The 19,898-nt window shown below is 62.6% G+C and carries 20 protein-coding genes and 1 pseudogene; 14 read left to right on the plus strand and 7 right to left on the minus strand.

Annotated features, from left to right (window positions below):
- Window positions 1–54: 54 nt before the first annotated feature.
- Entirely contained in the window at window positions 55–915 is an 861-nt protein-coding gene (gene hpaA / locus C4J94_RS17305; protein ID WP_124387291.1) for a 4-hydroxyphenylacetate catabolism regulatory protein HpaA, read from the minus strand.
- 127 nt (window positions 916–1,042) lie between these two features.
- Here hpaA and C4J94_RS17310 point away from each other — a divergent pair, with 127 nt between their 5' ends.
- The 8 genes from C4J94_RS17310 to hpaI all read left to right on the plus strand — a co-directional run bounded on the left by C4J94_RS17310 (window position 1,043) and on the right by hpaI (window position 8,249).
- Window positions 1,043–1,708: a fumarylacetoacetate hydrolase family protein gene (locus tag C4J94_RS17310; RefSeq protein ID WP_124387292.1), complete on the plus strand. Its 666-nt coding sequence runs from the start codon at window positions 1,043–1,045 to the stop codon at window positions 1,706–1,708.
- Window positions 1,705–2,475: a fumarylacetoacetate hydrolase family protein gene (locus tag C4J94_RS17315; protein ID WP_124387293.1), complete on the plus strand. Its 771-nt coding sequence runs from the start codon at window positions 1,705–1,707 to the stop codon at window positions 2,473–2,475. Before C4J94_RS17310 ends, C4J94_RS17315 begins: the two co-directional genes overlap by 4 nt.
- Window positions 2,476–2,480: 5 nt before the next feature.
- The gene (gene hpaE / locus C4J94_RS17320) at window positions 2,481–3,941 is read left to right on the plus strand and encodes a 5-carboxymethyl-2-hydroxymuconate semialdehyde dehydrogenase (RefSeq protein WP_124387294.1); all 1,461 of its coding nucleotides are present in this window, start codon (window positions 2,481–2,483) and stop codon (window positions 3,939–3,941) included.
- Between the two features lie 65 nt (window positions 3,942–4,006).
- Complete coding sequence (hpaD, locus tag C4J94_RS17325) at window positions 4,007–4,864, plus strand: 3,4-dihydroxyphenylacetate 2,3-dioxygenase (protein ID WP_124387295.1); 858 nt, start codon at window positions 4,007–4,009, stop codon at window positions 4,862–4,864.
- A 15-nt stretch (window positions 4,865–4,879) separates the two neighbouring features.
- Window positions 4,880–5,272 (plus strand): 5-carboxymethyl-2-hydroxymuconate Delta-isomerase, encoded by a 393-nt coding sequence (locus C4J94_RS17330; RefSeq protein ID WP_124387296.1) that lies wholly within the window; start codon window positions 4,880–4,882, stop codon window positions 5,270–5,272.
- A gap of 41 nt (window positions 5,273–5,313) precedes the next feature.
- Window positions 5,314–6,618 carry an MFS transporter gene (locus C4J94_RS17335; protein WP_124387297.1) on the plus strand — a complete coding sequence of 435 codons (1,305 nt, stop codon included), beginning with the start codon at window positions 5,314–5,316 and terminating at the stop codon, window positions 6,616–6,618.
- Window positions 6,619–6,629: 11 nt separating this feature from the next.
- Entirely contained in the window at window positions 6,630–7,433 is an 804-nt protein-coding gene (hpaH, locus tag C4J94_RS17340) for a 2-oxo-hept-4-ene-1,7-dioate hydratase (RefSeq protein ID WP_124387298.1), read from the plus strand.
- Window positions 7,434–7,448: 15 nt separating this feature from the next.
- A complete protein-coding gene (gene hpaI / locus C4J94_RS17345) occupies window positions 7,449–8,249 on the plus strand; it encodes a 4-hydroxy-2-oxoheptanedioate aldolase (protein ID WP_124387299.1) in 801 nt (266 codons plus the stop codon).
- Window positions 8,250–8,374: 125 nt separating this feature from the next.
- On the opposite strand, the gene hpaR is transcribed toward hpaI, so the two are convergent.
- On the minus strand, window positions 8,375–8,797 hold the full coding sequence (gene hpaR, locus C4J94_RS17350; RefSeq protein ID WP_124387300.1) for a homoprotocatechuate degradation operon regulator HpaR: 423 nt from the start codon (window positions 8,795–8,797) through the stop codon (window positions 8,375–8,377).
- A gap of 208 nt (window positions 8,798–9,005) precedes the next feature.
- Here hpaR and C4J94_RS17355 point away from each other — a divergent pair, with 208 nt between their 5' ends.
- From C4J94_RS17355 to C4J94_RS17375, 5 genes are all read left to right on the plus strand, one after another.
- Window positions 9,006–10,304, plus strand: a complete 1,299-nt coding sequence (locus tag C4J94_RS17355) for an FAD-binding oxidoreductase (RefSeq protein ID WP_124387301.1) — start codon at window positions 9,006–9,008, stop codon at window positions 10,302–10,304.
- 135 nt (window positions 10,305–10,439) lie between these two features.
- Window positions 10,440–10,805, plus strand: a complete 366-nt coding sequence (locus C4J94_RS17360) for a cupin domain-containing protein (RefSeq protein ID WP_124387302.1) — start codon at window positions 10,440–10,442, stop codon at window positions 10,803–10,805.
- A 12-nt stretch (window positions 10,806–10,817) separates the two neighbouring features.
- On the plus strand, window positions 10,818–11,639 hold the full coding sequence (locus C4J94_RS17365; RefSeq protein WP_124387303.1) for a molybdenum cofactor biosynthesis F family protein: 822 nt from the start codon (window positions 10,818–10,820) through the stop codon (window positions 11,637–11,639).
- The gene (locus C4J94_RS17370; protein ID WP_124387304.1) at window positions 11,632–12,435 is read left to right on the plus strand and encodes an SDR family NAD(P)-dependent oxidoreductase; all 804 of its coding nucleotides are present in this window, start codon (window positions 11,632–11,634) and stop codon (window positions 12,433–12,435) included. The genes C4J94_RS17365 and C4J94_RS17370 overlap by 8 nt, the downstream gene beginning before the upstream one ends.
- Entirely contained in the window at window positions 12,425–13,180 is a 756-nt protein-coding gene (locus C4J94_RS17375; protein ID WP_124387305.1) for an SDR family oxidoreductase, read from the plus strand. Before C4J94_RS17370 ends, C4J94_RS17375 begins: the two co-directional genes overlap by 11 nt.
- Before the next feature lie 135 nt (window positions 13,181–13,315).
- On the opposite strand, the gene feaR is transcribed toward C4J94_RS17375, so the two are convergent.
- The 3 genes from feaR to C4J94_RS17390 all read right to left on the minus strand — a co-directional run bounded on the left by feaR (window position 13,316) and on the right by C4J94_RS17390 (window position 16,399).
- A complete protein-coding gene (gene feaR / locus C4J94_RS17380) occupies window positions 13,316–14,257 on the minus strand; it encodes a transcriptional regulator FeaR (protein WP_124387306.1) in 942 nt (313 codons plus the stop codon).
- Window positions 14,258–14,370: 113 nt separating this feature from the next.
- The gene (locus C4J94_RS17385) at window positions 14,371–14,937 is read right to left on the minus strand and encodes a DUF3156 family protein (RefSeq protein ID WP_124387307.1); all 567 of its coding nucleotides are present in this window, start codon (window positions 14,935–14,937) and stop codon (window positions 14,371–14,373) included.
- Complete coding sequence (locus tag C4J94_RS17390) at window positions 14,900–16,399, minus strand: APC family permease (RefSeq protein WP_124387308.1); 1,500 nt, start codon at window positions 16,397–16,399, stop codon at window positions 14,900–14,902. The genes C4J94_RS17385 and C4J94_RS17390 overlap by 38 nt, the downstream gene beginning before the upstream one ends.
- A gap of 218 nt (window positions 16,400–16,617) precedes the next feature.
- Here C4J94_RS17390 and C4J94_RS17400 point away from each other — a divergent pair, with 218 nt between their 5' ends.
- Window positions 16,618–17,940, plus strand: a complete 1,323-nt coding sequence (locus C4J94_RS17400; protein ID WP_124387309.1) for a hypothetical protein — start codon at window positions 16,618–16,620, stop codon at window positions 17,938–17,940.
- Window positions 17,941–17,972: 32 nt separating this feature from the next.
- Here the strand turns inward: C4J94_RS17400 and C4J94_RS17405 are convergent.
- Together C4J94_RS17405 and C4J94_RS17410 are read right to left on the minus strand one after the other, a co-directional pair.
- Window positions 17,973–18,446: pseudogene (locus C4J94_RS17405) on the minus strand (flavin reductase family protein); the annotation flags it as partial.
- A gap of 57 nt (window positions 18,447–18,503) precedes the next feature.
- Window positions 18,504–19,673 carry a p-hydroxyphenylacetate 3-hydroxylase oxygenase component gene (locus C4J94_RS17410; protein WP_124387311.1) on the minus strand — a complete coding sequence of 390 codons (1,170 nt, stop codon included), beginning with the start codon at window positions 19,671–19,673 and terminating at the stop codon, window positions 18,504–18,506.
- Window positions 19,674–19,898 lie beyond the last annotated feature (225 nt).

Below are 19,898 nucleotides of genomic sequence, written 5' to 3' on the forward strand. Positions count from 1 at the left end.
AGCTGATTTCTATCGGAAAATTCCTCAACCTCGACGTTTTCATCTGAACGAACCTCAGCGCAATCCCACCTGGCGCAGCCGATATTCCCCCGGTGTTACCTGCGCATAGCGAAGGAAGAACCGACTGAAGTAGGCCGGGTCCTTGAACCCCAGCTGGTAGCAGATTTCATTCGCGGAGCTGCCGGTAAACAGCAACAGGCGCTTGGCTTCCTGCATCACACGCTCCAGGATCAGGCGCTTTGACGGCAGGTCGGCGATGCGCCGGCATACCTCATTGAGCCGCGCCGGTGTGACGCCGATTCTCTCGGCATAGCGCGCCAGCGGCCAATGTTCCAGATAGTGCGCTTCGATCAATTCGTTGAAGCGGTGAAAGATGCGCAAGTCTTCATGAGGCATAGGGCGCGCCGGCAGCGCATGCGCGCACAGACGCAGCAGGTGAATCATGATCAGGCGGGTCAAGCTGTCCAGGGCAGCGGCGCGCCCTGCCCGCTCAGCGTTGATCTCGCCGCTCAATGCGTCGAAGAGTTGATCCAGACCCTGTGCCTCAGGCCCGAGCGCAACGCAGGCAGCGCCCGAGGCAAGGCTCGGATCAGCCTCGATCAACCCCCACACCAGTTGCTGGCGCACCGTCAGCACATGTCCGTCGGCATCGGCCTCGGTGACAAAGGCGTGGGGCACCGTTGGCGGCGTGAGGAAAAACATCGGCCCCGACTCCACGAACTGTCGGTCGTCCAGGTAGACCCGCACCGTACCGCTCTTGACGTAATGCACCTGGAAAAAACGGTCATGCCGGTGCACGGGCATGTTGCGCCCGAAAAAACCCGCCAGGTTGCCGAGCTTGTCGTAATGCACCTCGGCATCGCTGTAACGCTGGTCGTAGACCTGCCCGATATTGATATTCGGAATCGGCTGCACTGGGCCCTCTGCTTGTTATTGGGTGCCGCCGGATTCTGCCACGCTTGACGGTAGTTAACATATTAATTATAACGTTAACAACTTAACGAACTGCCTATGCAGCAGTCGCCACCGCCAGGAGAAACGCATGAGTCGTACCCTGCACGATGTTGCCAACGGCACCCTGCTCGGCGTTGCGCTGAACTACCAGGGCCTGCTGGATCAGCATCTCGCCGCCTTCCAGCAGGCGCCCTACCAGAAGCCACCGACCCAGCCGGTGCTGTTCATCAAAACCCCGAATACACGCAACCGGCACGGCGGCGTGGTGCCGCACCCCCGGGGCGAACGCCTGCAACCGGGCCCGGCGCTGGGTGTGGTGATCGGCCAGCGAGCCAGCCGCGTCAGCCTGGACAATGCCATGGCCCACGTGGCCGGGTACGTGGTGGTGAATGAGTTCAGCCTGCCGGAAGACAGCTACTACCGCCCCGCTATCAAAGCCAAATGCCGCGATGGGTTGTGTGCCATCGGGCCGGAGCTGGTCCCACGCGATCAGGTCGCCAACCCCAATCAGCTAAGCCTGAAGCTGTTCGTCAACGGCGAACTGCGCCAGCAAAACACCACCGCCCACTGGGTGCGCGATATCCCGCAATTGATCGCCCAGATCAGCGAATTCATGACCCTGTACCCCGGCGACGTGCTGATTACCGGCACACCGGAAGGTCGCGTGGATGTGCAGCCTGGGGACAGGGTTGAAGTCGAAATCGCCGGCGTCGGTCGCCTGGCCAACACGGTGCAGGCGGAGGGATTGTCATGAAGCGCGCGCGTATCCGTTTTGACGGGCAAATCCACTCCGTGCAGGTCGAGGCGAACAATGCTGTGCGCCTGAACGACGGTCGCTTGCTCGCCGAAGCACAGGTGCAATGGCTGCCACCGGCCACCGGCACCCTGTTCGCCCTCGGCTTGAATTATGCCGACCATGCCGCCGAATTGGCCTTCGCCCCGCCCGCCGAACCGCTGGTGTTCATCAAGTCGTTCGGCACCTGCACCGGCCATCGCGAGGTCACGTGGCGCCCGGACCACGTCGCCTACATGCACTACGAGTGCGAACTGGTGGCGGTCATCGGTAAGACCGCACGCAACGTCAAGCGCGCCGACGCCCTGGATTACCTGGCCGGCTATACGGTGTGCAACGACTATGCGATCCGCGACTACCTGGAAAACTACTACCGCCCCAACCTGCGCGTGAAAAACCGCGACGCCACCACCCCGGTCGGCCCGTGGATCGTTGATGTGGCGAATGTACCCGACCCCGGCAACTTGACGTTGCGCACCTGGATCAACGGCGAGTTGCGCCAGCAAGGCAGCACCCAAGACATGATTTTCGATATCCCCTACCTCATCGAATACCTGTCCAGCTTCATGACCCTGCAACCCGGCGACATGATCGCCACCGGCACGCCCGAAGGCCTGGCCGATGTAGTGCCCGGCGATGAAGTGGTGGTGGAAGTCGAAGGCGTGGGTCGCCTGGTCAACCGGATTGTCAGCGAGACGGAGTTCTTCTCCGTGCGAAAAGAGGCGTGAGCAGCATGATCAAACATTGGATCAATGGCCGTGAGGTCGAGAGCAAAGACACTTTCATCAACTACAACCCCGCCACCGGCGAGGCCATCGGCGAAGTCGCCAGCGGCGGGCCCGAGGAAGTGGCGCAGGCCGTTGCGGCGGCCAAAGAAGCCTTTCCCAAGTGGGCCAACACGCCGGCCAGGGAACGCGCACGCCTGATGCGCAAGCTGGGTGAACTGATCGAACAGAACGTGCCGCGCCTGGCTGAGCTGGAGACCCTCGACACCGGCCTGCCGATCCACCAGACCAGGAACGTATTGATCCCGCGTGCCTCGCACAACTTCGATTTCTTCGCCGAAGTCTGCACGCGCATGGACGGCCACAGTTACCCGGTGGACGACCAGATGCTCAACTACACCCTCTACCAGCCGGTGGGCGTGTGCGGCTTGGTGTCGCCCTGGAACGTGCCGTTCATGACCGCCACCTGGAAGACCGCGCCGTGCCTGGCGTTGGGTAATACGGCGGTGTTGAAAATGTCGGAACTGTCGCCGCTGACGGCCAATGAACTGGGGCGCCTGGCGGTGGAAGCCGGGATTCCCAACGGCGTGCTCAATGTGATCCAGGGCTACGGCGCCACCGCTGGCGACGCCCTGGTGCGCCACCCGGATGTGCGCGCGATTTCCTTCACCGGCGGCACCGCCACCGGCAAGAAAATCATGCAGACCGCCGGCCTGAAAAAATACTCCATGGAACTGGGCGGCAAATCGCCGGTGTTGATCTTCGAGGACGCCGACCTGGAGCGCGCCCTTGACGCTGCGCTGTTCACCATCTTTTCGCTGAATGGCGAACGCTGCACCGCCGGCAGCCGGATCTTCATCCAGGAGAGCGTCTACCCGCAGTTCGTCGCCGAGTTCGCAGCCCGTGCCAAGCGCCTGGTCGTCGGTGATCCGCAGGACCCCAACACCCAGGTCGGCTCGATGATTACCCAGGCGCACTATGACAAGGTCACCGGCTACATCAGGATCGGGCTCGAGGAAGGCGCCACCCTGCTCGCCGGCGGCCTGGAGCGCCCGGCCAACCTGCCGGCGCACTTGAGCAAAGGCCAGTTCATCCAACCGACGGTGTTTGCCGATGTGGATAACCGCATGCGCATCGCCCAGGAAGAGATCTTCGGCCCGGTGGTGTGCCTGATACCGTTCAAGGATGAAGCCCAGGCGCTGCAGTTGGCCAACGACACCGAGTACGGCCTGGCTTCCTACATCTGGACCCAGGACATCGGCAAGGCCCACCGCCTGGCGCGCGGTATCGAAGCGGGCATGGTATTTATCAACAGCCAGAACGTGCGCGACCTGCGCCAGCCGTTCGGCGGGGTCAAAGGCTCCGGCACCGGGCGTGAAGGCGGCCAATACAGTTTTGAAGTGTTTGCCGAGATCAAGAACGTGTGTATTTCCATGGGCAGTCATCACATTCCGCGTTGGGGTATTTAGGTCCCGAACAGGCGTGCTTGCTGTGGGCGTCGGCCTTACAAGAATAATTATTCAGGAGAATCATCATGGGCGAAGTGGTCCTGGCGGCGAAGATCTGCCACGTACCGTCGATGTACCTGTCGGAATTGCCCGGCAAGCATCACGGCTGTCGCGAAGCAGCGATTGCCGGCCATAAGGAAATCGGCCGAAGGGCCCGCGAGCTGGGCGCGGATACGGCGGTGGTGTTCGACGTGCACTGGCTGGTCAACAGCGGTTACCACGTCAACTGCGGCGCGCAGTTCCAGGGCACCTACACCAGCAACGAGCTGCCGCACTTCATCAAGAACATGGACTACGCCTACCCAGGTTGCCCCGAACTGGGCGAGTTGATCGCCGCCGAAGCCAACCTGGCCGGGGTGCGCAGCATGGCCCATAACATTCCGAGCCTGGAGCTGGAATACGGCACGCTGGTACCGATGCGCTACATGCACATGGGCGTGCCTGACGCGGAGAAATTCCAGGTGATTTCCATCGCCGCGTGGTGCGCCTGGCATCGCCTGGAAGACAGCTTCGCCTTCGGCGCCGCCGTGCGCCGGGCGATCGAGAAAAGCGAGCGCAAGGTGTTGGTCTTGGCGTCGGGCTCGCTGTCCCACCGCTTCTCCGATGACCGCCAGGCCGAAGCGAATATCCACAACTGGACCCGCGAATTCGACAAGCAGATGGACCTGCATGTGGTGGACATGTGGAAGCAAGGTCGCTTCAAGGAGTTCTGCGCCATGCTGCCCGACTACGCCGAACACTGCTTCGGCGAAGGCAAGATGCACGACACCGCGATGCTGCTGGGCCTGTTGGGCGGGCCGGAGTATGCCCAGCCGGCCGAGATCATCACGCCGCCGTTCGGCAGCTCGGGCACCGGCCAGATCAATGCGATTTTCCCGCTGTGACCCTGGGAGCAACCCATGCCGCACTTTATTGCCGAGTACACCGACAACATCGAGCAACAGGCCGACCTGCCCGGCCTGTTTGAAAAAATCCACCGCGTGCTGGGCGACAGTGGCGTGTTTCCGTTGGCCGGCATTCGCAGTCGCGGTGTGCGCCTGGACACGTGGCGCATGGCCGACGGCAAGCATGATTACGCCTTCGTGCACATGACCCTCAAGGTCGGTCATGGCCGCGACCAGGCCACACGCCAAGCGGTTGCCCAAGCGTTGTTCGCGGTAATCACCGACCACTTCGCCGAACTGCAGGCGCAGCGCTTGCTGGCCCTGTCGTTCGAGGTGATCGAACTGCACCCGCAGCTCAACTTCAAGCAGAACAACGTACATGCGTTCCTGAACCATCCGGCGGGCTGAAACGCCCCCTTCACGGCCACTCAAACAAAAAGTACAACATCATGAGCACAGCCAATTCCACTGCAAGCCTGCGGCTTGCCGAGCACGACCGCACCCATCGTTTAGTGACCTGGCGCCTGATGCCCCTGTTGCTGGTGTGTTACCTGTTCGCCCATCTGGACCGTATCAACATCGGTTTCGCCAAGATGCAGATGAGCAATGACCTGCACTTGAGCGACACGGTGTACGGGTTCGGCGCCGGACTGTTCTTCATTGCCTATGCGTTGTTCGGCGTACCCAGCAACATGGCACTGGACCGCGTCGGGCCAAGGCGCTGGATCGCCAGCCTGATGGTGGTGTGGGGCCTGTTGTCGACCGGCATGATGTGGGTGGAGAGCGCGCGCGGCTTTTATGTCCTGCGCTTTTTACTCGGGGTGGCCGAGGCCGGTTTTTTTCCCGGCATCCTGGTGTTGCTCAACCGTTGGTACCCGGCCCGCCGTCGCGGTCAGGTCACTGCGCTGTTCGCGATTGCGGTGCCGATGGCCGGGGTGCTGGGCGGGCCGATTTCCGGGGCGATCCTGGAGAACTTTCATGACGTGGGCAGCCTGCGCGGCTGGCAGTGGATGTTTTTGATCGAAGGCGCGCCGGTGGTCTTGCTGGGGCTGGTGGTGCTCAAGTGGTTGCCGGACAGTTTCGATTCGGTGAACTGGTTGAGCCGCGAGCAAAAACAGCAGTTGCGCGAGCAGCTCAGCCATGAAGAACAACGCAAGACCATCACTTCGTTCCGCGGCATTCTACGCGACCGGCAGGTGTGGCTGCTGGTGGCGGTGTACTTCGCGGTGATGCTGGCGGTCAACACCCTGGCGTTCTGGATGCCCAGCCTGATCCACGGCGCCGGTATCGGCCGCGACAGCCAGGTGGGCCTGCTCAGTGCTGTGCCGTACCTGGCCGGCTGCTTTTTCATGCTCGGTTGCGGACGCTCGTCCGACCGCCACCGCGAACGTCGCTGGCACCTGTGTGTGCCGCTATTGATGGCGGCGCTCGGCATTGCCGTGACGGGCCTGGCGCCGGGCAACCCGCTGCTGGTGATGGGTGGCCTGGTGCTCGCCGGCATGGGCGCCAGCGCGGCGCTGCCGATGTTCTGGCAATTGCCGCCGGCATTTCTCTCCAACACCACCCAGGCCGCCGGTATCGCCATGATCAGCTCGTTCGGCAGCATCGCCGCATTCCTCGCGCCGTACCTGATCGGCTGGGTGCGCGACGCCACCCAGAGCGCCAGCCTGGCGCTGTACCTGCTCGCCCTGTTCATCGCCCTCGGTGGCCTGCTGGTGCTGCGCACCCATGCCGCCATTGTCAACCCACACTAGAGACCGTTGCCATGCTCGACTCCTCGCAAATCCTCGCCGCCGCCGCCCGGTTGGACCGTGCCGAACGCAGCCGCGAACAGGTGCGTCAGTTTTCCCTCGACTATCCCGCTATCACGCTTGACGACGCGTATGCCATTCAGCGCGCCTGGGTGGCCCAGAAGATCAAGAACGGGCGCACCGTAAAAGGTCACAAGATCGGCCTCACGTCGCGGGCCATGCAGGTGTCATCGAACATCACCGAGCCTGACTACGGCGTCCTGCTCGATGACATGTTTTTCGACGAAGGCAGCGATATTCCCTTCGAGCGTTTCATCGTGCCGCGGGTGGAAGTGGAGCTGGCGTTTATCCTCGGCAAGCCACTCAAAGGCCCGAATTGCACGGTGTTCGACGTGTTGGACGCCACCGAATGGGTGATTCCGGCACTGGAAATCATCGACGCGCGCATCCAGCAGGTCGACCCGCAGAGCAACGCCACACGCAAGGTGTTCGATACCATTTCCGATAACGCCGCCAATGCCGGGGTGGTGCTCGGTGGCCGCGCCGTGCGACCCACCGATATCGACCTGCGCAAAGTGCCGGCGGTGCTGTACCGCAATGGCGTGATCGAAGAGTCCGGCGTGTCGGCGGCGGTGCTCAACCACCCGGCCAAGGGCGTGGCCTGGCTGGCCAACAAACTGGCGCCCTACGACGTGACCCTGCTACCGGGCCAGGTCATCCTCGGCGGCTCGTTTACCCGGCCGGTGGCTGCGCGGGCGGGCGACACCTTCCATGTGGATTACGACCTGCTCGGGTCGATTGCCTGCCGCTTCGTCTGAACCTGGAGAACCGTCATGGACATGCCCCTCAACCGCTTCAAACAACGCCTGCTCCGCGGCGAGGTACAGATCGGCCTGTGGCTCGGCCTCGCCGACGCCTACTCTGCGGAGCTGGCGGCCAACGCCGGTTTCGACTGGCTGCTGATCGACGGTGAACACGCGCCCAATCCGTTGCCGGCGATGCTTGCGCAATTGCAGGCGGTGGCGCCCTACCCCAGCCAGCCGTTGATTCGCCCAGTGATCGGCGACAGCGCCTTGATCAAGCAACTGCTGGATATCGGCGCCCAGACGCTGTTGGTGCCCATGGTGGAAAACGCCGGACAGGCCCGCGAACTGGTGCGCGCGATGCGCTATCCGCCACAGGGTATACGAGGCGTCGGCAGTGCCCTGGCGCGTGCGTCGCGCTGGAATACCGTCCCCGGCTACCTGGACCAGGCCGACGCACAGATGTGCCTGCTGGTGCAGATTGAAAATCGTCAAGGCCTGGCCAACCTGGACGCCATTGCCGCAGTCGAAGGTGTAGACGGTGTGTTTATCGGCCCGGCGGACTTGAGCGCCTCACTCGGGCATCGCGGCAATCCCGGGCACCCCGAGGTGCAGGCCGCGATCGAGGACGCCATCGTGCGCGTGGTGCAGTCCGGCAAGGCGGCGGGGATTCTCAGCGCCGACGAACGCCTGGCGCGGCGCTATATCGAGCTGGGTGCGACGTATGTGGCGGTGGGCGTGGATACCACCGTATTGATGCGCGGGTTGCAGAGTTTGGCCGGGAAATTCAAAGGCACTCCAGAGGCGGTACACACCGGTGAAGTCTACTGATATCCAATGTGGGAGGGGGCTTGCCCCCGATGGCAGTCTGTCAGCCAGCTTATGTGTCGCTGATACACCGTCATCGGGGGCAAGCCCCCTCCCACACTTTGATCTGTTGTGTTTAAGAGACCGTCTTATCGCTTGATGTTCTTCAAGTCATCCAGCAGCCCCAACAAGGCCTGGAATTTCTCTTCGCCAAACTGATCCTGCAACCGCTGGTAGTTCGCCTCCATGCACTGGCTCATGGAGTCAAAACTGGCCTTGCCCTTGTCGGCCAAAGTCACCAATACCCGGCGCTGGTCCTGCTCGGCCTTGCGCCGGTGCACCATGCCGGCGGCTTCCATGCGTACCAGCACGCCGGTCATGCTCGGTTTGAGGATGCAGGCCAGTTCCGCCAGTTGGTAAATCTCCAGCTCACCGTGCTGTTCGAGGATGCGGATGATGCGCCACTGCTGTTCGGTCAAACCGTGTTCGTTCAAGGAGGGGCGGAAGAAACTCATGGCCGCTTCGCGGGCTTGCAGCAGGGCCAGGGTCAGGGATTGTCGAGGTTTGGACATGGGTATCAGGGTCACGAAGTATTTAGTTAATAATTTAACGAAACTCTAACATTCCCGGGCGCCGAGCGCGCTATAACTTGTGGGAAGCGCCTGCCCGTGGCGCGCTGAATCAAAACACCGGGCAGGCACGATCAAGACTTCCATCCCGCCAGGGCCCCTAATGGAGGCATCCGCTTCAGCGCCTTCCTTCACTTTGCCAGGCTGCGCCATGATCAACATCGAGACCCCCACGTATTACACCGCCACCAAGAAATACAACCTCAGCTTCCCGACCCTGGAACAGGATATCGACGCCGACGTCGTGGTGATCGGCGGCGGTTTTTCCGGGATCAACACGGCCCTGGAGCTGGCCGAAAAAGGCATCACCAATATTGTCGTGCTCGAGGCCCGCTACCTCGGCTTTGGCGGCACCGGCCGTAACGGCGGGCAAATCATGGCGGGCATCGGCCACGACCTGGAAAAGATCAAGAAGGACGTCGGCGAAGACGGCCTGCGCCAAGTGTTCGAGATCAGCGACCTGGGCGCGGACATCATCAAGAACCGCATCGCCAAGTACAACATCGATGCGGACTTCTGCCACGGCTACGGCTACATGGGCTTCAACGCCCGCCAGGAAAAAACCCTGCGCGCCTGGGAGAAAGACTTCAAATCGGTCAACAGCCAGCACGAGATCCGTTTTCTCGGTGGCTCGGACGTGCAACAGATCATCGGCTCCACCGCCTATACCAGCGCCCTGCTCCATATGGGCGGCGGCCATGTGCACTCGCTGAACCTGTTGCTGGGCGAAGCCACCGCGCTGGCCAGCCACGGCGTGCGGATCTTCGAGAACAGCCCGGCCCTGGAAGTCAGCTACGGCGAGCGCATCACCGTGCGTACCGGGCGCGGCTCGGTGCGCGCCAGCAAGTTGCTGTGGGCCTGCGACAGTTTCCTCAACAAACTGGAACCCGAACTGCACCGCTCGACCATCAACACCTATGCGTTCCAGATGATGACCGAGCCCTTGCCTGAGGAGCTGATCCAGCGCATCAGCCCGATTCGCGGGGCCTACAGCGACATTCGCCCAGTCATCGATTACTACCGCGTGACCAACGAAAATCGCCTGCTGTTCGGCGCCGCGACGCCATGGGTAGAGCATATCCCCGGCGATCTGAAGGCCTGGAACCGCAACCTGATGCTGAAGATTTTCCCCTACCTCAAGGACGTGAAAATCGACCTTGCCTGGGGTGGCCCGATGGCGTGCAGCCCGAATCTGTTCCCACAGGTCGGCACGTTGCCGGGGCGCAGCAATGCGTTTTTCGTGCAGGGGTATTCGGGCTTTGGCGTCACCCCCAGCCACATCATCTGCAAGGTCCTGGCCGAAGGCATGAGCGAAGGCTCGGCGCGCTATGACCTGGTCAGCTCGATCCACCGCCCGACCATCCTCGGCAAGGACGCATTGCGCCCCCTGCTGCTGACGGCGGGTAAATCCTGGCACCAACTGTCCGGCTACTGGAACGGCCGCCGCTAACCCTTGTAGGAGCGGGCTTGCCTGCGAAAAACGTCAACGATAACGCAGATGTTCTGCGGGAACCGCAGTGCCATGACGTTCTTCGCAAGCAAGCTCGCGCCTACAGCAATCTTGTACTTATCAGGAGCATCTGCCATGACCCTTACCACCCTGAAAAACAACGTTCAGCTGTCGGACCTCGACGCCTGGGGCACCGTGGCCGACCTTGGCTGCGAGATCCTCGAAGGCGACGTACGTGCCTTTGGCAGGATGACCTTCGGCGCGCCGACCGACCCCGTCAGCAGCGCTTATTTCGGCACCACCCAGGGCAAATTCCGTATGGTCTACCCGTTCAGCGAACAGGCCACCGTGGTCACCGGTGAAGTACTGCTGACCGATGAATCCAGCGGCCAGTCCACGCGCTACAAAGCCGGCGACAGCTGGTTCGTGACCAAGGGCACGCCAGTGGTGTGGGACGTGCTCAGCGAAAGCTTCGTCAAACACTATTTCGCCGTCGTGTAAGGAGACGCTGCCATGACCCATGCCTCTGACTGGATCACCGTAGGCGCCCTGGCCGACGGTTTCGCTCCTGATGCATTCATCCTGCCGAACCTGGCCGACCTGGCCGGCCAACGGTTTACCCTGCATTTTTCCAACGGCTGGCAGATCGAGCACCGTTTCGAGCAGGAGCGCCTGGCCTGGCACGCGGCGGACGGCCATTCCAGCGGCAGCGCGACCTACCGCGCCACGTCGATCCGGCCCGGCCTGTACCTGGTGGACTTCATCAAGCATGAAGCCGGGCAGAGCTGGTCGATCAGCCTGGTGCTGGATACGCCGAATAGCTCATTCACGGCCGTGATCGGCCGGTTACCCGAGCAGGCCGCGACCCATGAAGGCCTCTATCACCGTGCCCTGGCCGGCAAGCCGCTGACCTCGGTGCACGTCGACTTCCTGCACGGCAGCCTCGACCGGCCGTGGCAGGCTGGCCATTGCCTGCACGCGCCCACCGACGAACTGGTGGGCCTGCGCAACCTGTATCGCTACAGCCCCAGCGAAGTTTACGAACACATCTACCTCAACGAGCGATTCTATGCCTGGCAATGCTTACAGGGCGTGGAGCAAGGGCTGTGCGACACCGATCGCTGCCACTACTACAAGATCGCCGAGCAGTTATACCTGTTCGTGTGGCAGGAAAAGATCGTGCCGACCCTCGGCCTGGTGCTGATCGACCTGCAGCAGCACCGCAGTGACGGCAAGATCTTCGGCTATGCCGGGGCGACGTTCGATGCGTTGTCGAACTTTCCGGTCAGCTCCTACTGCCAGGTGCTCAACCGCACGGAGTATCCCCGTGACTGAGCCGCGCACGGTGCTGATCACCGGGGCCGGCACCGGTATCGGCGCCGCCTGTGCCCGTTTGTATGCAGAGGAAGGTGCGCGGCTGGTGCTGGTCGGCCGCCGCCGTGAGCCGCTGGAACAGGTGGCGCGGGATACCGGTGGCCTGGTGCTGGTAGGCGATGCCGCCTGCCCTGCGACCTGGGACGGGTTTATCCAAGAGGTTCGTAAGCAGCACGGGGGCCTGGATGTGCTGCTGGCCTGCGCCGGTGGTCACGGCCTGGGCAGCGCCACGCACACCAGCCCCGCCACTTGGGCAGACGCCCTGCGCAGCAACCTGGACAGCGCGTTCTACAGCGCCCGCGCCTGCCTGCCGCTGTTGCAGGAAAGCGCCGGCAACATCGTCCTGATCGGTTCCATCGCGTCGCTGGCGGCGGGCCCCGAAGTGTGCGGCTACACCACGGCCAAGCATGCCTTGCTCGGGCTCAATCGTTCATTGGCGCGGGACTACGGGCCGCATGGCGTACGGGTCAATGCGGTGTGCCCGGGCTGGGTACAGACGCCGATGGCCGATGCGGAAATGCAACCCTTGATGGACGCGTATGGCGAAACCTTGCAGCAAGCCTACGACCGGGTGTGCGCGGATGTGCCGTTGCGGCGCGCGGCGCGTGCCGACGAGATCGCCAGGGTCTGTCGTTTCCTGGCCTCCCGTGAGGCGTCGATCATCACCGGCGCCACTGTGGTGGCGGACGGCGGCTCGAGCATTGTCGACGTGCCCACCTTGGCTTTCACGCGACTGGAGTCTACCCATGCGCCCTGACCTGGATTTCAGCGGCCAGTTAGTGCTGGTCACCGGTGGCGCCCAGGGGATCGGCCTGGGCATTGTCCGGGCGTTCGCCCAGCGCGGGGCGCGGGTGGTGATTGCCGACCGCCAGCTTCAACAAGCAGAAGAACACGCCGCCGCGTTGCGTGCACAGGGTTATCAGGTGGACGCCGTGGGCGTTGACCTGGCGGAGTGCGAGGCGGTGTTCGAGTGCGTTCAGGCGTTGCCCCGTTTGGACATCCTGGTGCACAACGCCGGGTATTTTCCGCTGACTACGTTTGCCGACATCACCCCTTCGATCCTGCAACGCACCTTGGCGGTCAACCTGTCGGCGCTGTTCTGGCTGACCCAGGCGGCGTTGCCGATGTTTCGCCAGCAGCGGCGCGGTTGCGTGCTGGTGACGTCTTCGGTCACCGGCAATCGGGTGGCGTACCCAGGGCTGAGCCACTACGCGGCGTCCAAGGCTGGGGTCAATGGGTTTATCCGCAATGCGGCACTGGAACTGGCGCCGCTGAACGTGCGGGTCAATGGCGTGGAACCAGGCATGATCGCCACCCCGGCGATGGGCAACCTGGGCGACGCCGCATTGAATGACAGCATCGCCAGTCGCGTGCCATTGGGGCGCCTGGGTACGGCTGCGGACATTGCCGGGGCGATGGTGTTTCTGGCGTCCGACCTGGCTGGCTATATCACCGGGCAAACTTTGGTCGTGGACGGTGGGTCCACCCTACCGGAAGTCTGAAATTTCAGCTCGGTCAATGTGGGAGGGGGCTTGCCCCCGATGAGGGTGTGTCAGCCGGTACATAGGTGACTGACACACCGCCATCGGGGGCAAGCCCCCTCCCACATTGGATTTCGTGCCTCTTGAAGAACCTGTTTATGCGCCAACGGCCTGTAACCGGCTGGAGCGAAAGTCTTTGGGCGACACCTCGAACTGTTTCTTGAATGAGCGGCTGAAGTGCGCCGAGTCGGTAAAGCCCCACTTGTAGGCAATCGAGGTGATCGACTCACTGCGCAGGAATGGGTTGACCAAGTCATCGGCACTGCGCTTGAGCCGGGCCCGCTGGATGTAGCGGCAGACGCTGTCGTCCTGCTCCTCGAACAAACGATACAAATGGCGCACCGAAATGTTCAGGCGATTGGCCAGCGCGACCGGGCTCAAACCCGGCTGGCTGAGGGATTCGTCGATAACCTTCTGCACATAGCTGCGCAGGTTATTGCCGTGCAGCGCCGCCACGCCTTCACGGCCTTCATCGCCCTGCTCCAGGGCCGAGCCGAGCAGCGAAACGAAGGCTGACTGCAGCGCCTCGACTTCACCACCGCCATCCTCGGTGTTGTCCTTGCACAACTGGTCCATCAGCACGTGCAGCATGCGCCCGCAGGCTTTGGTCGAGGAGATCTTGCCGAAGGCACGCGCATCGCCCCCCAAATGTTTGCACACCTGCGGGCGCGACAGCGACAGCGAGGCGTGTTCGATCAGGCCGAAGGGGGTGATTTCAATGGAGCCCACCGAGTCCATCAACAGCATCTCGCCAGGGGCCAGTTGCAGGGTCTGGCCGTTCTGCGCAATCTGCGAATAACCGCTGCGCTGGCTGACCAGGAAACACTCTTGGTCATTGTCGTGGTCGGCATGGTGCGTTGGGCGTTTGATCAGCCCGGCATTGGTGCGCAGCACAGCCAGGCCGCGTGGCAGGTTGTGGATTTCGCCGATGAACAACGAGCGGTTGAACGCCAGTTCCGTGTCGAAGTGGCCGCACGCGGCGCGCAGTTCGCGGTTCCAGCTGTCGAGCCCGTCGTATGCCTGTTGTGAGGTATTCATGGGGAGTCTCCGCAAGGGCTTGTTTTTGTTGTTCTGGCGCAGTTGTTAACATGTTATCTATATGCGCGCAACCACAACCTGTCTGCCCTTTGCAGAAGCACTAATGATGCCAATCAGAGGTGTGCCAGCACTCGCTTGAGGCCCGCCAGCGCCGCGAGCAAATGGTCGCGCTGCGCAGGGCTTATGGCGATGTAACGCCGAAACGCCGGCATGCGGTTGACCACCTCACTGCCGCCCATATGTTCCAGGCGCACGCACCATTGCCGGTCTTGCAGTTCGATGCGCAAACGCTTGAAATCAAGGGGCATCAGTGCCTGGAATAAAGCGCTATCAACCTGCAGGCGCGCGTGCAATTCACGGCCCAACGCCTGGTTCCCCGTGCGACGCCGCACGCGAATGCCAGTGCGCCGGATCGCGCCGCCATGGTGCACCTCGAAGCGCCCCGCCCCGCCGGTGGACGTGGGCACGCGCAAGATGAACTCGGTCATCACCAGGTGCATCAACAACTGCGACTCGGTGCGCTCGACTATCTCGAATGCCAGGCCGTCCACTTCAAGCGCCGCCAGGCCCAGACCACGCCGCAAGCGCTCCAGGGTCACCCCTGGGCGATACCCGGCCGGCGCTCGATCAGCGCAAAACAGCTCACACAATTTTTGCCGCAAAGTCGCTATGACCTGCATGGGCATGCTCCGGTTCGTGGCTGAATTCCTTGGCCAACACCTCCTCTACGCAAGCGGGCTTGAAAGGGTTGACCTTCTGTACCACTAACGTCCAGAACAGTGCATAGGTAGCCGTGGCGCCCAGCATCACGCCAAAGGGCACGTAGATGTCGGCCGGGTTCATTCCGGGTGGTGTGATAAACCACATGCCCAGCAGAATGCCGATGCTTGAAACGATCTGCGGCAGCGGGAACCAGGGAGAGCGATAGGCCCGTGGCAAATCCGGCCGGCGAATGCGCAGGATCACCACCGACAGTGTCACCAACAGGTAGGCAAAGCTCCACGCGCACACCGCCGCCAGCACCAGGTGCATGATGTTGTCGGTATTGCCGCCCAGGTACAGTGCATGCAGACAAGGAATCAGCATGGCCACCAGGATGCACAGCAGCGGCGTCTTGAAACGCGGGTGCAGGTAGGTAAACACCTTGGGCAACGCACCGTCCACGGCCATGCCGTAAAGAATGCGCGGGACACCGGCCATCAAGGTGTTGATGGTCGCCGCGCCAGCGAACAAAAAGCCGATCCCCAGCCACAGCGGGCCGACCTGCCCCATCACCTGTTCGGCGAACCTGGGGATGGCCATGGGCGTGTCCAGCAGATGCACGCCGGACGCGGCGTCGAGTACCACGTTTTCCACCTGACGCTTCATCGCCGCGCCGTAGATGAACATGCAGCTGGCGACGCCCATCAACCCGAGCATCATCGCACGCGGCATGACCTTGGCCGATTGGCGCAAATCCGGCGCCAGCGGCGTGACGAACTCACAGCCGACGAACATGAACATCGCCATGCCCACCAGCGACAGCACGGTGATCACGTCAGTACCCACCAGTGACGCACCGAACCAGCCCTCCAGCTGCACGGCGGGCGCGGCGATCAGGCCCAGCACGCCGAACACCATCAATGTGGTCCACATGCCAAAGGTCAGGATGATTTCAGCACGGCCAAACGCACTGACGCCAAAGGCATTCAGCACACCGAACACCAGCACGAAACCCACGCCCAGCAACCACGAGCCGCCAGCGGATTGCGCCAGGGTATTGAGGTGTTCGAAGTTCACCAGGGCCATCACCCCGGCGAGGATGGTCTCGGCGGTGCCGGCGAAGACATGCACGATCAGGTAGGCCGACAAGGTGCCGGTGATCGCGAAGAACCGCCCCATGCCGCAGTTGATGTAGTCATACACCGAGCCGGTGGTGGGCAGGATCGAAGCGGCTTCGGCGAACGTGGTGGCCTGGGCCAGCATCATCACCACGGCGATCAGCATCGCCAGGGCAAAGGCACTGCCGCCGATACCGAAGCCCATGGTGGCGGTGAGGATCACCGGGCTTGCCATGATCAGGCCGATGGTACTGGCCAACGCGGTGGGGAAACCCACCGTGCCCCGGTTCAGGTGCGCGGTGAGTCGGTCGTTGATCGACATGGTGGGGCCCTCGAAAGCGGTTTTTTATGTGTATCGGCACTCTGCGCCCCACCCGGCGGGAGCGTCTTGCCCCTGTCTGCCGCCGGTTTTGTTGCTGCCTGCCACGCCTTGTCGCCTGGCGGCCAGGGTCAATTGGCTGGCACGCAAATGAAAGACTTGCGGTGTGCCTGCTCGCCCTAATGCGCCCTCACTCTGAACCAAGCTTGAGGACAATAACAATGGAGCACACTCTGAAAAACCGTCGCTTGCGCCAGGCGGTCGGCCTCGGTGTTGTATTGCTGGCCGGCCAGGCGCAAGCCCTCCCGTTATATGCGGACGCCGACACCCAGGTCAGCGGTAACTTCCTGGCCGTGTACGGAATGTTCAACAGCCCGAAAAACTACGATGGCCGCAGGGGCGGCTCGACCTGGCGCGAAGCATTCATCAAATACGGCCTGAGCGTGGAGCAAAGCCTGGGCAACCTGGGTGGCGTGTACGGCACGGCGAATCTGGTGAGTTCCGGCACCTGGGGCGATGGCGATGCGGCCGGGCTGACCAACGGCACCGAGCGCACCACCAAGTTTGACGAAGCCTTCGCCGGCTGGCGTTCCGGCGAGCTGTTCCCAGCGTTGGGCAAGGACGGCGTGGACCTGTCGTTCGGTCGGCAAGTCATCATGCTCGGCGACGGCTTTATCCTCAACGACGACGGCCCCAACCTGGGCAATGGCGTGGGCGAGGGTGAGTTCAATCGCGGCGGCGCCTATTACATCGCTGCGCGCCATGCCTTCGATAAAACCGCAGTGATCCGCCTTGGCGGCAAGGACGGCGTGCACGCCAGCCTGATGTGGATCAAGTCCGACAACCGCGCCCAGGCCCTGACTGAAATGGCCGCCGGCAGCCTGGAATACAGTGCCGCGCCGGGCACCCTGGGGCTGACGTATATTCACGGGATCGACGTAGATCAGCGCTTCGCCACCGACCTGCAGCGCCAGCGCAAAGGCATGAACCTTTACAGCGTGCGTGGCAGCGGCAGCGTCGGCATCGACAATGCGCACTTCGCCTTCGAACTGGCGCGCCAGGACCGCCGCGACAGCCAGCAAAACGCCGGCTATGCCGAAGCCGGCTACACCTTCGTCAACCTGCCAGGGTCACCGGACCTGACCTACCGCTACGCGCGCTATTCAAAAAACTGGGACGCGATGTTCTCAGGCTTCAATCGCGGCTACGGCACCTGGGTGCAGGGCGAAGTGGCGGGTAACTACTCAGGCCCCTTCAACAGCAACACGGCGGTGCAGCACGTGGCGCTCAAGCTCAAGCCGCTGGAGAGCGTCACCCTCGGCGCGCTGTTCTTTGACTACAAGACGGTCAGCACCCGCGGCCAGTTGAACCTGGATGGCCGCGAGCTGGACCTGTACGCCGAATGGGCGGTGGACGAGCACCTGATCATCACGCCGCTGCTCGGCCTGTACAAGCCCAATAAAGAGGCACAAACCGGCGGTAACCAGGCCGGTGGCAACGGCACCAATCTGTACAGTCAGTTGGTGGTTGCCGTACCGTTCTGAGCCGTCTCGGGCGCGCACGGACGTAGCGCCTGGACTTGGGCATAAGCGCCCTGGTGATACAACAACGGCGCACGGCCAAAATCATCGAACGCCACCACCTTGCCGATCATGATCCAATGGTCGCCGCCATCGATCTGCTGGTATTTCTCACAATGAAAACGCGCCGAGCAATCGGCGAACACCGGCGAGCCGCCCTCCCCCGGTTCGTATTCGATCAAGGCAAAACGGTCTTCGCGAGGGCGCGCAAAATTATTCGACAGGTGCACCTGGTCAGCGGCCAATACATTCACCGCAAAGTGGCTGGCCTCCTCGAACACGGCGTGGCTGTTGGAGCGTTTGTCGATGCTCCACAGCACCAGCGGCGGATCGAGGGAAACCGAATTGAAGCTGTTGGCGGTCACGCCCACCTTGCGCCCGGAGGCGGTGGCGGCAGTGACGACGGTGACACCGGTGGCGAAATTGCCCAAGGCACGGCGAAAGGCGCGCGGGTCGAAAATATCAGGCATGCAAGACTCCCGGGTGGCCTCGATGGGCCGCCCTGATTGGTGTGGGGAAAAACGCGGTCAGACCATGCTCGGGTCCGGCTCCAGGCCCATCAGCTCGCGGCCCAAAATCTGCGCGCAGACGTCGTAATCGGTGTAGGCATGGGCACCGGTCATATGGGAATCGCGGAACAGGCGCTGCATTTCGTTGTGTTCGAACCAGGCATTGCCGCCCGCCGCGGCGAACAGGCGGTCCACCGCTTCGATGCACATTTTGGTCGCGTAGGCCTGGTTGGTGCGCCAGAACGCCAGGGTTTCGCGGCTGGGGTAACGGTGCGCGGCGCTGTGTTCGGCGTGTTCCTGCCAGGTCTTTTCCAGGAAGGCACGGGCAGCGGCCACCTGGTGTGTGGATTCCGCCAGGCGCATCAGCGCAGGCGTAGCCGCGCCCACCGCAGCGCCGGTGTAGGCGCGCACGCGGGTGCTGGTTTTTTCGCGGAACACCTCGAGCATGCGCTCGGCCACCCCGAGGCTGACGGTGGAAAAGCCACTGGCAAAATACGGCCGATAGGGCGCGTAGAAAATCTGACTGTCGGGGTAGAGGCCAAAGCCGGCAGACTTGCCTTCCATCATGTCCCTGGCCTTCTGGATACGGTGCTCGGGCACCCAGGCGTGGTCGATGATCAAGGTCTTGGTACCGCTGCCCTTCATGCCTGCGGCATGCCAATCGTCACGGATCTGGTAGTCGCTGCGTGGCAATACGGCGAAGCAGTAGTCCTGGCCGCCTTTGGCATTCGGCCGGCGACAGCCGACAATCGCCCACTCTCCGTGATCGCAGCCGCTGCTCCAGCCCATCTCGCCGCTGAAATACACCCCGCCCTCGCCCTCGGTGACGCGCCCAAATGGCGCGATACTGCTGCTGGCGGTGGCATCCGGGTTGGCGCCCCAGATTTCCTCCTGCAGCCTGGCCGAGAACAGCGCCAGTTGATGGCTGTGGGTGCACAGCAGGCTCATGGCCCAGGCGGTGCTGGCGCAACTGCCGGCGAGTGCGGCAATGCAGTCGGCGAACGCGGGCAGCGACAACTCCAGGCCGCCAAAGGCCTTGGGCTGAAACGCGCGATGCAGGCCGATGCTTTTGAGCAACGCAATGTTTTCATCCGGCACCTTGCGCTCCTGCTCGGCTCGCGTGGCGTTCGCGGCGATGACGGGCAAGAGGGGTTTGAGGTCTTCGAGCAGCGGGTTTGGCTTTTTCATGGACGGCCCTGCTTATTATTGGAGGTCCGGCCGACGTTCCACAGGGAGGAACGGCGCCGGATGCAGGGCCAGTATCGAACGCATGCCCCCTACCGAAAATGCACGTTCCGCAGGCAAGATTGTACTTTTCAAAGGCTCGGCAGACACAGGCATAACGCTTGGCAGGCACAGTCAAGCTGGCTCCAGGCACGCTCGTTACCCTTGGGTTCACACTGAGTGAACTGC

The sequence above is a fragment of the Pseudomonas sp. R5-89-07 genome (assembly GCF_003851685.1).
In the GTDB taxonomy this organism is placed as follows: Bacteria; Pseudomonadota; Gammaproteobacteria; order Pseudomonadales; family Pseudomonadaceae; genus Aquipseudomonas.

Bases quoted from the DNA above. Each gene is read 5' to 3' on its own strand.
- C4J94_RS17310 (WP_124387292.1), top strand. From the start codon at position 1,043: ATGAGTCGTACCCTGCACGATGTTGCCAACGGCACCCTGCTCGGCGTT.
- C4J94_RS17315 (WP_124387293.1), top strand. From the start codon at position 1,705: ATGAAGCGCGCGCGTATCCGTTTTGACGGGCAAATCCACTCCGTGCAG.
- hpaE (WP_124387294.1), top strand. From the start codon at position 2,481: ATGATCAAACATTGGATCAATGGCCGTGAGGTCGAGAGCAAAGACACT.
- hpaD (WP_124387295.1), top strand. From the start codon at position 4,007: ATGGGCGAAGTGGTCCTGGCGGCGAAGATCTGCCACGTACCGTCGATG.
- C4J94_RS17330 (WP_124387296.1), top strand. From the start codon at position 4,880: ATGCCGCACTTTATTGCCGAGTACACCGACAACATCGAGCAACAGGCC.
- C4J94_RS17335 (WP_124387297.1), top strand. From the start codon at position 5,314: ATGAGCACAGCCAATTCCACTGCAAGCCTGCGGCTTGCCGAGCACGAC.
- hpaH (WP_124387298.1), top strand. From the start codon at position 6,630: ATGCTCGACTCCTCGCAAATCCTCGCCGCCGCCGCCCGGTTGGACCGT.
- hpaI (WP_124387299.1), top strand. From the start codon at position 7,449: ATGGACATGCCCCTCAACCGCTTCAAACAACGCCTGCTCCGCGGCGAG.
- hpaR (WP_124387300.1), bottom strand. From the start codon at position 8,797: ATGTCCAAACCTCGACAATCCCTGACCCTGGCCCTGCTGCAAGCCCGC.
- C4J94_RS17355 (WP_124387301.1), top strand. From the start codon at position 9,006: ATGATCAACATCGAGACCCCCACGTATTACACCGCCACCAAGAAATAC.
- C4J94_RS17360 (WP_124387302.1), top strand. From the start codon at position 10,440: ATGACCCTTACCACCCTGAAAAACAACGTTCAGCTGTCGGACCTCGAC.
- C4J94_RS17365 (WP_124387303.1), top strand. From the start codon at position 10,818: ATGACCCATGCCTCTGACTGGATCACCGTAGGCGCCCTGGCCGACGGT.
- C4J94_RS17375 (WP_124387305.1), top strand. From the start codon at position 12,425: ATGCGCCCTGACCTGGATTTCAGCGGCCAGTTAGTGCTGGTCACCGGT.
- feaR (WP_124387306.1), bottom strand. From the start codon at position 14,257: ATGAATACCTCACAACAGGCATACGACGGGCTCGACAGCTGGAACCGC.
- C4J94_RS17385 (WP_124387307.1), bottom strand. From the start codon at position 14,937: ATGCAGGTCATAGCGACTTTGCGGCAAAAATTGTGTGAGCTGTTTTGC.
- C4J94_RS17390 (WP_124387308.1), bottom strand. From the start codon at position 16,399: ATGTCGATCAACGACCGACTCACCGCGCACCTGAACCGGGGCACGGTG.
- C4J94_RS17400 (WP_124387309.1), top strand. From the start codon at position 16,618: ATGGAGCACACTCTGAAAAACCGTCGCTTGCGCCAGGCGGTCGGCCTC.
- C4J94_RS17410 (WP_124387311.1), bottom strand. From the start codon at position 19,673: ATGAAAAAGCCAAACCCGCTGCTCGAAGACCTCAAACCCCTCTTGCCC.